13 protein-coding genes and 1 pseudogene are annotated in these 12,656 nt (G+C 42.6%); 1 reads left to right on the plus strand and 13 read right to left on the minus strand.

What is annotated here, in order from left to right; all coding sequences use genetic code 11:
• The 6 genes from QUA36_RS12155 to QUA36_RS12180 all read right to left on the minus strand — a co-directional run.
• The coding region (locus QUA36_RS12155) for a reverse transcriptase N-terminal domain-containing protein (protein ID WP_333457638.1) at positions 1-377 on the minus strand (377 nt) is incomplete at its 3' end.
• Positions 378-649: 272 nt separating this feature from the next.
• Positions 650-805 carry a hypothetical protein gene (locus tag QUA36_RS12160; RefSeq protein ID WP_333050788.1) on the minus strand — a complete coding sequence of 52 codons (156 nt, stop codon included), beginning with the start codon at positions 803-805 and terminating at the stop codon, positions 650-652.
• Positions 806-900: 95 nt separating this feature from the next.
• Positions 901-1,206 (minus strand): competence protein CoiA family protein, encoded by a 306-nt coding sequence (locus QUA36_RS12165; RefSeq protein ID WP_333457640.1) that lies wholly within the window; start codon positions 1,204-1,206, stop codon positions 901-903.
• 61 nt (positions 1,207-1,267) lie between these two features.
• Positions 1,268-1,492, minus strand: coding sequence for a hypothetical protein (locus QUA36_RS12170; protein ID WP_333457642.1), 225 nt, complete (start codon positions 1,490-1,492; stop codon positions 1,268-1,270).
• A 123-nt stretch (positions 1,493-1,615) separates the two neighbouring features.
• Positions 1,616-2,092, minus strand: a complete 477-nt coding sequence (locus QUA36_RS12175; protein ID WP_333457644.1) for a hypothetical protein — start codon at positions 2,090-2,092, stop codon at positions 1,616-1,618.
• Between the two features lie 284 nt (positions 2,093-2,376).
• Positions 2,377-3,078 carry a tyrosine-type recombinase/integrase gene (locus QUA36_RS12180; protein ID WP_333457646.1) on the minus strand — a complete coding sequence of 234 codons (702 nt, stop codon included), beginning with the start codon at positions 3,076-3,078 and terminating at the stop codon, positions 2,377-2,379.
• Positions 3,079-3,312: 234 nt separating this feature from the next.
• Between QUA36_RS12180 and QUA36_RS12185 the strand changes: the two genes are divergently transcribed.
• Positions 3,313-3,669 (plus strand): hypothetical protein, encoded by a 357-nt coding sequence (locus QUA36_RS12185; protein WP_333457648.1) that lies wholly within the window; start codon positions 3,313-3,315, stop codon positions 3,667-3,669.
• A 687-nt stretch (positions 3,670-4,356) separates the two neighbouring features.
• Here QUA36_RS12185 and QUA36_RS12190 read toward each other — a convergent pair.
• From QUA36_RS12190 to QUA36_RS12220, 7 genes and pseudogenes are all read right to left on the minus strand, one after another.
• Complete coding sequence (locus tag QUA36_RS12190) at positions 4,357-4,653, minus strand: Ig-like domain-containing protein (protein WP_333457650.1); 297 nt, start codon at positions 4,651-4,653, stop codon at positions 4,357-4,359.
• A 269-nt stretch (positions 4,654-4,922) separates the two neighbouring features.
• Positions 4,923-8,315 carry an S-layer homology domain-containing protein gene (locus QUA36_RS12195; RefSeq protein WP_333457651.1) on the minus strand — a complete coding sequence of 1,131 codons (3,393 nt, stop codon included), beginning with the start codon at positions 8,313-8,315 and terminating at the stop codon, positions 4,923-4,925.
• A 152-nt stretch (positions 8,316-8,467) separates the two neighbouring features.
• The gene (locus QUA36_RS12200) at positions 8,468-9,265 is read right to left on the minus strand and encodes a phospholipase A2 (RefSeq protein ID WP_333457653.1); all 798 of its coding nucleotides are present in this window, start codon (positions 9,263-9,265) and stop codon (positions 8,468-8,470) included.
• Positions 9,266-9,479: 214 nt separating this feature from the next.
• Positions 9,480-9,875, minus strand: coding sequence for an AraC family transcriptional regulator (locus QUA36_RS12205; protein WP_333457655.1), 396 nt, complete (start codon positions 9,873-9,875; stop codon positions 9,480-9,482).
• Positions 9,876-10,176: 301 nt separating this feature from the next.
• On the minus strand, positions 10,177-10,377 hold the full coding sequence (locus QUA36_RS12210) for a hypothetical protein (protein ID WP_333457657.1): 201 nt from the start codon (positions 10,375-10,377) through the stop codon (positions 10,177-10,179).
• Positions 10,378-10,436: 59 nt separating this feature from the next.
• Positions 10,437-10,910, minus strand: coding sequence for a hypothetical protein (locus tag QUA36_RS12215; RefSeq protein ID WP_333457659.1), 474 nt, complete (start codon positions 10,908-10,910; stop codon positions 10,437-10,439).
• 585 nt (positions 10,911-11,495) lie between these two features.
• A pseudogene (locus QUA36_RS12220) lies at positions 11,496-12,608 on the minus strand (IS630 family transposase).
• Between the last annotated feature and the right edge of the window lie 48 nt (positions 12,609-12,656).

The raw sequence follows: 12,656 nt of genomic DNA on the forward strand, positions 1-12,656 counted from the left end.
ATAGTTGGGATTTTTAGCATTCTGGTTGTCCCGTCCTTTTTTGGGATTGGGATTTCCCGTAGTCCTTGATGATGCCAATTACCTGCCGACTCTTTAAGTATTGTTTCTAGGTAGAAACGTCCTGTAAAGCCGAGAGATTTTACACCGTCAACACCTGCTGTTTTCTTGCCAGCGTTTAGCTGTGTTACTTGTCGAATTGCTAGGAATCTAGCAGCTTTGGATTTCAGAATAAGTCTTTGCAGAGACTGCGCTTTCCGCTTGTTTCCTGCTTGAACCGCTTTGAACACTCTCTTTTGTAGGCGAAATAAATCTTTGCGGAACTTCTTCCACGGTAGATTCTTCCAAGATTCACTGGTATTACTACTGTGTCTAATCATGCTCTACTCTGTTGAGTGTTTTCTGAATACCTTGCGAAAATTACTTCGCATCCTACCCGTCTTGAGAGAGTTCCGTATCTCATCTTACCTACATGGAAATCGACGTATCCATGACTCTCAAGTCGTTTTTATTCGTTCCCTCAGATGATTGATTGTTCCGTTAGGTGTAGCCAATTTAACTATCAGAAACCCAAGATTCTGGACGCTATTGTGGAAATGATGCGTCGGGCTTTAGCTCTGATGAGGTCAGGGTTTTTTAAGTTATGCCCTGCCTAAGTGTAAGTTACTTTTTTAGGCTCGGTTTCACCGTAGGAACTCCCTGTTAGCACCAGTGTCAGTCCATAACAGCCGTCTGATTGTGCCCTGTTCCCAGCTTCACTCTCCAAGAATTGAGCTTGGTCGGTGTGAGCAGATAAGGAGTCACGCATGAATCTTGCGGGAAGGACTTGCACCTTCATCAATCTGAGAGTTCAGTGCTCAACCTAGGGGTCAAGTTTCACTGGATTAGTTATTTACGGATTGATTACCGAGATTCACTAATCAACGAATCGCACTTCCACAGCACTTTCAACTGTTCCAATTCCTCACCCTTAAGCTGGATGGTGAAATTATCGTACAAGGGCAGCGATGGGAAAGCTTTGGTTTTAATCCGCTGTGACACGGGCTTGCAAGTCTCCCCGGTGTGCGCGAAGTGATGTTCTTTCACTTTCCCCTTTTTTGCTGTTAATCCGCCACCGCAGTAGAGGCAAGCGAGATTCGTTTTTCCGCGCACAACCTCATCAATGCTCGTCAGTTCGCCACTGAGAGCAACACCAAATTTTAGCCACATTGTCAACAATTCTCCTTTGAGCCGGTTTTGGAGATGCACCCGCTCCACATGATTGAGGATTTTAACAAGCTGCGGCGGTGTAAATACTGCGCCCAGCCTCAGAATAACATTCGTAGACGTGCTGGTAAACCTCTTGACATTTGCGCTGATACGTTTCGGTTGAGTAGCTTTCGGGCAATTGGTCTAAAGCTTCCTCGATCGCCACTTTAACTGCCGCACTTCTCAATTCATCGACTAGGGCGGCATTCGATATAAAGACAGTTTGCGGATATGGTGACGCTGGCAAAATCGGGCGATTTCTCCCTTGGGAATTGCGATTTGTAATTGTTTAGTTTCACTCATTCCTTTCCCCCTTCCAGCAACATTATTATATTGATATCAGTTGATAGGCTATGCTATACAAGCAAAATTAATTTCTTGGACATTTTCCTGAATTAACATATTCACGGAAGCTCTTACTGTAAAGATGACTTTTTGAGTTCCACCAAGCTGCTGCCCCTTTTTGTTGTAAGTCATTCCGCATATTGAGGCACCAACCAGCCCATAATTCTTCTTCTAACAACTTATTTTTATATTGATAATACAAATTTTCATACAGATTAAAAAAACTACAAATAAGCTCGTTAAACCGGGTGAATTCATTCTCATTTAATTTTTCCAGATTTGTTGTGCCTAACTTGTATATCCGCGCCACTTCATCATCCTGGCTTATACGTGACTCAAGCTCTGCACAAGCGCTAATAATTGATTGATAGGTTGCACCCTTGGTTGCTTTTGTACTTTCTTTAACTTGAATTGCCAAATAAATCAGTGATACAACTACTGCAATAGTCTGAACAATGCCAGTAATATCACTGATAGATAGGTTTAATTGTGCTATATACATCTTTTTATTAGCTGTATTTATCCTTGTAGTTGGCTGGCATCGTTCGTGTTATCTTCCCACGTCCTTGATTGATTCCCTCATCTTCGGCAACAACAAACAGCACCGCCTCGTACAAGCTCTTATTTTACGCGAGATCGCCCGAATGACGAACAATTGCAACAAATCCAGGGGTTAGGGCTTCTGCCTTGGGAAAGAAAGCGATCGGCATTCGATGCTCTTGATGCGTGACTTTAATCCTTGCATCCCAAATCTAAAATCTAAAATCTAAAATCTAAAATTGCTCGTCACCAATCGGGAATTTCTTCAGGCTCAGAGTCTGCTTGGGCTTGCGGGTGTTGGTGAGGGGGCAACGGATTTTCTGGCGTTGGGGGTGCTAAATCAGGATATATAGTTTTCCTGACGTAGGAAAGGGTAGAGAGTGCAGAGACGGCTCCCCTTACTTGGTCGGGCCGCACTTCTAAGTATTTCTGCAACTGTTCTAAGTTGCGGTGGCCGCTGATTTCTTGAATAATCCGCAGCGGAATCCCGGCGTTGCTCATTTGAGTGAGTGCTGACCTTCTGAGGCTGTGGGTGGAAGCGCCGATGATGCCGACTCGTTCGCAGGCTTCTTGGAATAGATGAGAGGCGGCTTCCGGGTTTGCGTGCTTCCAGCGGTGATTGAGGTGGCGGCTGGGGAATAGGTAGGGGTGTTCGGGATGTTTGTAGGTTTCTAACAGCAGCCTCAACTCTTGAATGATCGGGATAGTGCGGGTGCCGAGCTTGCCTTTAGTGTTGCCCTTGCGGATAATCATTTCGGAGCGGATGACACCCGCCGGGGTGAAAACATCGATGACTTTCAAGCTGCACGCTTCGGCAATGCGGCAGGCGGTGTAGAGACAAACTCCAAAGAGGGCGCGATCTCGGTCGCTCTGCAAACCTTCGTTGAACAAGAGTTCGATTTCCTCTTGCGTGAATATCTTGGCCTGCCCGTGTCCCTCTATTTTCATGCTTGGTGTATACTCGACTCGACGCTCCAAAGTCTTGCATACTTACTGCATTACTGCATCTGTCGGGGGTATTTCTTAACGGGACTTCAACAAAAACCGCGACTAAAATAGCTTCTAACCAAGACCGAGAAAGACTTTCAGATTGAATCGGCATGAATCTCTTGTTAATATTGAACCTAATGATTGACTGAAATCAGCATTAATCCGGTCTTATTTACTTATGAGGTAATTGCAATGGCAACATTTAGAGAACGCTTTGAAACTAGAATGACTCAATGGTTAAATAACGAAAAAAGCGATACAGAAGTGTTTCCGCTGGACTATGACCGTGTGAGGGCTTATTTATGGTCTAGTGTCGAAGCTAGAAAAACCGAAGAAGCTAGTTCTAATATCACACTGTTTGGAGGTGCAAATTACAGAGCACTTGGCAGTGATAACTACAATAATATGCTTAGAAAGCGAGAATGCTGCACTGGTTGCGTTGAAACTTACAAACTAGAAAACTTATCAATGTGTGTCGAATGCGATCGCGTCTATTGCTATCGTTGTGCGGATAGTTCTTGTTTCTGCGATGGAGAATTGGTCGGTTGAGCATACGATAATCTGCTTGAAGGTAACAGTTGGGAAGCAAAGTTCCACCAGAATGTCTCTACTCGTTTAAATTGAAAAGAGAACTTCTTGCTTCTTGTAGGGACGGCGATCTATCGCATCTTTATTTGGGTTATGATCGCATTCCCGCCGTCCCGTCATTTCTCTGATACAATGTCAGGCTCATCGACTGTTGCTTCCGCTTCACTCGCCTCTGATGTGTCGGTAGGTTGCTCTAGAGAAGCGATCACAGCTTCAAAAGCCGATTGCTCAGTCTGCTTTTTTTGCTTTGCAGTGTAGTCTTACCGTACAGATGGTTGCGAATCTGCTGGTTGTAATAATCCACTGAGCATTTGTCCAGCTTAAAATTCTGAAGCAGTCAGGGTTCTGGGTAAACTCGCCAGAGATTTTCTTGAAGGCATATTTGAGGAGCTTTGAGCAGCTATCGCCAAAGTCAAGATACAGCATCCCCCGGAAACTGGAAAACTGGAAGCGATCACCGTTAGAGGTATTCTGGCACCAGATCGGGTAATCTCTCAGGATACGAACCTGTTATAACGTTCTTATCCTGAGAGAAGTTCCCAGGATAAGGATAACGGTCGAGTTCAGCGGCGACAAGTAACCTTTGCTTTCCAACCAATCATTTTCCTTTCGCCGCTGCAAGGATTTGTTATGCTGCGATCGCCAAGTCTAAGCTTGAGAAAGCTCTATAAAAACTATTCCTGTTGCAGTTCTTCCATAGCGATCTCTAATCGTATAACTGAACCTATCAGTATTTCTATTACCTCTAAAAGTATAACTAACTGTGCCATCAGAATTGGCTCTAGTAATTGCACCGTCAATGCCTTTCGTCGCGTCAATGACAGTCAAACTTTCACCACTATCGTTTGCTAGTACAGGAATTGAGCGAGATTCTCTGTAAGGAACAGTAGCTACGTCAGGATTGGCCACTATCGGTCTAGCTGACCCCATATCTGTTGTTGGCACAGGTAGTAACCATGTTCCTCCTAAATTAACAGGAAAAGTCCCCGTGGTAACTCCATTCGGAGAAGGTGATGGGGTAATAGTAGGAAAAGGCTCAGGACCAGGAACTCTTGTTTGAGCCTTAGAGACGGACTGTGCCACCAGCAGTAGAAAGACTGTGGTTAGAGCGAAACAGAGGAAAGTAATTCTCTTCAACAGCTTTCTCGGAAGTTTCATCAGATTCTCCTTAGATACTTAAATTACACTGCCATCCATTAATGTGAGCTTAGCCATTATGGAGAAGAAGAGTTGCACTCTTCCCTTACCTGAACTTCTATAGGGACGTATGCCTTGCCTAATGGCTGTTGAAGTCGTCCATCAAATGGGCTGAATGCTTCAACTCTCAAATTCTGTAATCCGGCTGTCAAAGAACATTTGCCTAATGTTACAGGTGAGCCGGGGTTAGATTTAGCAGGAGAGACTAAGTTTGCAAAAGAAGTTGAGCCAGGGTTAGAAGCTGCAATCGATTCTCCTGTTTTTTCTGAAGTCCAAATGAGAGTAGCTTGATCAAAAAGTCCTTGAAGAATACGATTAAAGGGTTCAACTACGGGTATATCAACAGAAACATCCTTCTGTTTATTTACCAAGTTAGTTCTGAAGGTGAAGGTTCTTCTGAAGAAGTCATTAGGGTTAAAGTTTATCTTTATTGGTTCAGTACACTCAGGAACTTGTCTAGCCACTTCGCTAACTCCTCCACTTAAAACTCCCCATACCACTCTGCTAGTCGTATCTTCAGGTGGCTTAGGCAAAGGTAGGCAAAGTTTTCCAAAGTTTACTTTCCTACTTGGTATTTTTCGAGCAATGAAATCATTGATAACAACAGGCGTCATTGCAAAATCTACACCTGTACTTGCAGTAATTGGAATAGATATTGTATTTCCTGCAATTGCGTGCAAACGAATTTCTTCATCTTGCTTGACTGCTACAGGAGATGAATCTGCTGGCTTTTGAGGTTCCACAATACTTAACTCTGTTTGTGGATGGCGGGCATCTAAGCGAGCGTATGGCTCAAGAGCTACCTCCGGTCCCATAAGACTGTAGAGCAAAACTTGAATATGAGGTTGGAGTCTAACTTCAGCGTCGCCACGGAGGTCAGATCTGCCGCAAAAGTTAGACCCTACAATTGATTTATTATCAATATCCGTGATCCACGTAAGTCCATTGGAACTGCCATTAAATGTAAAGTCGCCATAACCATTTTGTAAAAATCCAATCACCCCCTCTCTATATCCGGCTTGCAAACCTGCGGTCAGTCTCAAGTCCATTGCAAAGGGGAAATCAATCCACACTGGAATAGGACCTATAAAGAAAGGTATTCTATACGCGCCGGGTCCTTCAAAACCTGTAGGAATAGGGATGACTTTTGTTGCCCTCAAGTCGTACAGCCCATCCATTGCAATTCCACCCATCAGAGTCTCATCGATCTTAACATCCATTGAGAATGTGAAGAAGTTACCACCAATAAATCCAATCACGCTTTTGTAGTCTTTGAAGTCAACTCCGTTGAACTGACTACCGTTTTTAGGAATTTCCATCTTGGTGTTGAATCCTAAGTAGGCGAGAAATTCTAGCTCTTGTTTGTGTTCAACTTGTGCTGTAGATTTGAAGCGACTTGATGTTTTTCGACCTGCCGCAGCATTCATTTGAGTTGGTTCAGTACGAATTGGCTCTGGTGATTGACGGTTGGCGTTCTCCTCTAGTAATGATTTCAGATCAAAAGCAAACTGATATTTGCTAGGTGGAACAATCTTATCGGGGGACGGCAGTCGTTCAAACGGGTAGTCTTGAGTTTTTGTTTGACTGCTCTTACTTTGAGCAAAGGTTTTATCAACTGCTTTCTGTTGAGCAAGTCGATATCGTCGGGTATATTCCTCTCTGATACATGCGCCTATGTATGAGGGCCATTTACTAGATCCTAAGTCTGATCCAGTGCCGAGCTTTACATTAGGCAACTTTCCAGTCTCTGAGGACGGATAGTTGACCCCACTTGCAACTGGTACACTAGCTCGCGGGTTGGTTCCTTTTGGGTAGGGAAGCGCAATTCCAGGGTAAGGTCTGCCAATATTAGAAGGTAGAGATGGATCAATTGAAAGCCAATCGCCATCTTCAAGAGCAGGGGGCTTAGAAAAATCAATCGGAGCTGAACCACTTCCTTCAGGGTTGAAGCTAATAATGCGATCTGAGTCCTTAAGCAACGACGGAATGTCAAATGGCTCTCCATCTTTACGCTTTGGGAAGAATTCCTCAACTGTCGCAAAACCAACTTCTACGCAGGATTGATTATTCTCAGATGGTAGAACTTTCAAAATTTTCACTGGAGGAATCGTTGCTGATGCTCCAAGCATGACATCGCCGACCCTAAGTGTGGGCATTGTCCCTACTCGTCTCCAAGCACCACGATCATTCGTAAAGCAAACCCTTCCAGGAATACCTGTTACGTCTGTAATTAAGCTTTGTTGACCTTCAGACTCCTCTACAATAGCTTCATCAGGAAGCGGCTTGACGTGTGGTGGAGTGATTATGTCACTAGGACTTATCGCAAAGGATATTCTTGCATTATTCGTTTGACCACTTTTTGCCCTGGCAGTAGCTGTTAGTGTTTCAATCTTTGTATCAGTAGAACTAAAAGTGAGGGTAGATCCTCGACTAACAATCTGCCCTGTTGAGTTAGTCCAGACAATTGTTGAGGAAAGATCGCTCCCTTGTCGATCTCGGGCTTCAGCTTTAATATCAATTGACTGCCCAGAACTTAATGACTGTCCATCAATACTAGGAAAATCGATAATACTAACAAATACACCATTTGGCTCCCCATTATGGCTTGCAACCACGACTGTTGGAGGCACAACCACTACCCCCGGACCTGGTTGACCTTGGCTTGTTGCATTTGATCCTTTACCAGGAGGAGAACTTGCTCCCCCACCTGGAGGCTTGCCTGAATAAACCAGTCCTTGGTAAATAAAAGCCGCAACTTCAGCACGAGTGGCTGTTCTATTGGGATTGAGTCGATTTAGATCAGGATAATTAACAACCATTTGCCGCTCTGTTGCACCAGCGATTGCAGGAATAGCATAGTCAGGGATTTGAGATGCATCAGCATATAAGGATAGTACACCTATATCTTCAGGCTGTATCTTTAAGCCGTTTGCTAAAGACACTAATACTTCTACTCTAGGAATATTTTGTCCTGGCTGGAACTTACGGTCTGGATAGCCCTCTAGAAATCCGCCTTGATAAGCAGCCTGAATTGCAGAATAGCCCCAGAAGTTTGTTGGAACATCCAAAAACTCGTTAGTAGGTCTTTCTGCTAAAGGATTAAATGCTTTATTAATAATTGCTGCAAATTCTGTGCGCGTTACTGGATTATCTGGCTTGAATTGACCGTTTTCTGGATAACCTACAACAATCCCTAAACTTGCCAGAGGCTCTATATAATGCTGTGCCCAGTGTCCTTGAATGTCTGGAAAGCTCGCCCCCTCATTCTGAGGTAATAAAGCGATCTGTACAGTTGAAAGGTGATTCTGGCTGAGAGCCACTTGAGGAAAACTTAGAAACGAGAAAAGAGTTACTACCAAAACTAAAACAACACTCAGTAATTTCCTAAATACAATTCTCAGGGGATTCATTATGCAGTTTCTCTCAGCAGGTGAACTTTAATTAGAGTCTTCAAGGAATTTTCAAAGCGAGTAAAGAAATATTAGGATACTTTTATGTGACAAAAATCACCTAACATGGTTACGTCTTAAATTCTGATTAGAATGGCGTTTGGCATAGTATTCTAGTTACCGAAACAGACTTGGAGTGTACCAGCATTGTCTCCGAGGGCATTGTCTGCATCATTAATTCTCATGGCTATCCGTGAAATTGGTTTAGGTAAAGATTGCGAACTACTGCGAACCCAGACGTACCCATACCCAGCCGTTAGAATATCTACTAACAATCCTCCAAACGGAATGTTTTTGTCATATTTGTACTGCTTGTACGGCTCAAGTTTGCTTGCCGCCTCGCCTGAATGCCCACTTGGTCCCACACCGGAGTAACTTCTTGCATCGACTGACCAAGAACCACTAACACTGGCTACACGATTGTATGAGCGTGGAAGATTGACATACTGCCATCCCTGTCTTGAATCCACATTGTAGCAGGCGGGCTGATTGGCTTTCTTAGAAGCTTCTCTCTGAGCATCTTGATAGGCTTTGCCGCCTTCGCTACGAACAGCTTGATAAAAGGTATCAGCGGCTCCATTACAAGCAATGCGTTGAGGCTTCCGAATCGTCTTTCCGAGAAATGAACCATCTGGGAAAGCTTCTCGACAAGCTGTTAGCATATCATTGTGGAACTGGTCATCACAGGTTCCTTTATTTGCACCGAGCGTGTCATAACAATTATCGTGTCGCTCGCACGCAGATTTAAAGCTAGTTCCTGCTGGCGCGTTTGGGGTAATGCTGCCCGTTATACCGCTACCGCAACCATTTGAGCCTGCTTGAGCAGGAAGGCTTTGCATCGACAGTTGGACAGTAATGGAAACACAGGTTGAGATCGCGAGAGAAAGATTGAGGCTCCGAAAAAGTTTCATGATTTACACTTCCACAGGTGAGAATAGTATTGTAAAAATCAGAGTAAGACGTAGAAGAGACACAAGTGTGAGGATTACAAGTTTTTCCTCAGTTCAATTACTGTGAGAAGAATTGGTTGTGTTTTCTTAAACTATCTTAATTTCTATGTAACTAACTTTAATAAGTTCTACAGATTCAAGTCGAACACTTCCTTGCGAATTGAACATATTCTTGCTACATCATGCGAAACTGCTTTGGTGAAATGCCTGTGTATCTGCGAAAATGCTTAGCAAAATGGCTGGGATTGGCAAAACCACACGCGATCGCAATGTCATTCATCGTGCCTTCTCCCTGCTTCAGTAATTGCTTCGATTTCTCTACTCGCTGCTGAATTAAGTACGCATGAGGAGTCGTTCCAGTTGATTGCTTAAATAATCGACAGAAATGGTACTGGCTAATCTGCAATTCATCTGCAAGGGTGGCTAATGATAGATTCTCACTTAGATGAACATTCATGTACTCAAGAGCTTGCTTCAGTTTGTATTTAGGTAAGCCATCTTCATACTTTGGTAGAATGTGCTTGCGGGTTGAGTAATTTCTCAAAAAAGGTGCTGCCAGAGCTGTTGCCATTGACTCTGCATAGAAGCAACTATTTGTTGCATCAGTTTCTAATACCGTTTTCAGAGCAATACTCCGGACAGTTTTTGGAACGATACTACAAGCTTTACAGGGCAAGCATCATAAAAAAGTCGAATTAAATGCCGCGTCAGGGGTGGAGATGACATTGATTTAATTATCCACGCTCGCCTCAAAGTCCTAGGGAATAAGCCATTGGGCCATAGAAAAAATGTCCCGACTATTGATCTCGGATGATTCACTTTTATCCCTTCAATCCGCCTACGCTGCCCCTTGGGGGTGCGGAATGTGGGTCTTAACGTATCCAGCCTCGAATCTGGTACTCTGCCTGAACTTTGCGGATGCGTTCAACTGTTTGACGATGGGCGAGAATTTCTGTGCTGTAATTTGAGTCTTTGCTGCTTTGGCAAGTTTCCGTCATTTCCAGTCTAGGATTATCAATCACACCAATAGCTAAACGTAAAAGCAGACTGATCTTGTCAAAAGCTTGTACCATGATTCTTCTCCTGTCTGAAAATTCTGTATGTTCTTATCAAACTTGAAGCATGACTGACTTCAAGACTGAGAATGACTGAGTTGCTCTGCTATTTTTGAATTACCGCAAAAATTCGTACAGCAGTAGGCAAAACTGATTTGCTTCTTCATCAAAGTTAGTGACTTGCCATCCAATGATTGAAATTGCTTGACCAAGTTAAGATCTGGAGACTCATACACTATCCTGGCAATGTCATAGGTTGTAATGCCAAGGTTTGCAGTATCGTAAATTGTTAGTGAGCCAGTAAGTTTAAAATAGCTAAGTTGCCAATGTAGTTCCGTTGTCAAAAACTCAAGACGATCGGCATAAGAATCATATACAGAAGAATTAGATAATGACTTTTCAGCCCAATACTCTGCATATCTTGATTCATTTGCTAATAGCACTAGCCCCACACTGTTAATTTGAAGAGTTTCTGACCAATTCTTGCCATTCACAGTCAAGCTGGGAGCAGAGCCTACAGGAAAATGTATTCTCAGTTGGTTGAAAGCCATTGAGTAAAGAGTTGACAATTTCTGAACAATCTCTCCAAAAAACAATTTGTCAATCTACTCTAAGTGTTTAACTGTTGTACCCATGATTGCTTGGGTAAGAGGATAATGGTAATAGATAAAATGTTCAGCAACCTGTGCTAAAGGTGTAGAATAGCTTATCCTCTCCATCCATTTAGCAGCTTGTTAGTCTGCCAGTAATCTCTTTTTTGATTACTCTGATGATTCAGAGTAATAGAGGCATCAATCTACGACATAACAAAATTCTCTGGGTTGTATGACTTGTTGAATGAGGAGCAGATGTTATTGTCTACTCCTCACTAGAAACGTAAATTAAGCAAAAGTTTGTTCAGGCTTAAGATATCTCCCTGGCAAACTGCTCAAGAGCAACGAGAACTGAATAATCTGCTGGAGACAAAGACTGCCTGAGACAGGTTCACACCCCTCCACACCCCCGCGTTGCAACTGTTTTTGAGAAAGCCGTCTCTTCGGTTGGAATTTGCCCACCTGGGCTGTTGCAAGTACAACATGATGCGCCTCCCACTTGAGGCGTCACAGAGCTATCGATACGGGTAAGCTGTTCGACATCTAAACTGCATTAACTAAGTTACCTTTGTTTTTGATCTTTCGGTTCCATTTCATAATTAATTCTCCTTCATTTAAAAGTTTATGTAACAGTGATTCTAGTTTTTCAATGGATTCAAATAATCTATTAGCAACATATTCCTTTGCGGAATGCCATACTAATTCAACGAGGTTATAGTCAGGGCTATACTTGGGCAAAAACTCTATGATTAGATTCGGCATCTCTGACGCTATTTTCTGCAAAGTCTCTGCTTTTTTATGAAAACTAGCGTTGTCCAAAATTATCACAAACTTACAGCCCTTATCTTTAAAGTCTTCTGCTAAATTTCCTTGCAATATCCACTCGGCTTTTAAATCTTCATAAAAAGTTTTCAGCACAGCATAAAAATTAGCAGAATTACCAGATGGAATAAAATCTACCCATCTTTTTTTGTCTGAGTATCTCACTCCACCCATAACATTAATACGACCTTTTCGTCGGTCTCCTCTTTTATTACTTCGAGTCCCCTTTTTACACCAGTTTTTCCTTATGATTACTCTTAAACTAAATCCACTTTCGTCCCCAAACCATACCTGCAATAGGTTTGGAGATTCTTTTTCTATTTTCAAATACTCATCTAATTTATCTTTAAATAAACCCCTTTCTACGGCATCTTGCTTATCTTTTAAGCTGTATTTAGCCCAAAGGTAAACATACTTTTTTGATTTTAAGATTCTCCTTACTTGGGTACTACTCAGCTCAATTCCTGTCTTCTCTTTTAAATATATGGCAAGTCTAGCTGTTGTCCATCTCCCGAATTCATAGCCATATTTCTCAGGTTCTACTTCAATGGTCTCTAGAAGTCAATCAATGTATTCTTCTGTAGCTTTTCGGTAGTTACCCTTCATCCTATCATCTTTAAAACTATCTAATCGCTCCGGATCACCATGAATACTCCAATAAGCTACTTTTCTGAGAGAACATCCAATTAGTTCAGCAGTTTGAGCTTGTGTATTTCCGTTATTTAGTAACAAAAAAATTAAGGCTCTTTGCCGAATGTCTGGATGATCATGCTCTTTTAATACTTGTTGAAGAGTTTCCTTTGTTTCGGAACTTAGAAAATTTTTAGCAGGCATTCACTTTGTCTGAATATCATTATGTTATATTATACCACTATGCGTTTT

This window comes from Microcoleus sp. Pol10D4 (assembly GCF_036701555.1).
In the GTDB taxonomy this organism is placed as follows: Bacteria; Cyanobacteriota; Cyanobacteriia; order Cyanobacteriales; family Microcoleaceae; genus Microcoleus.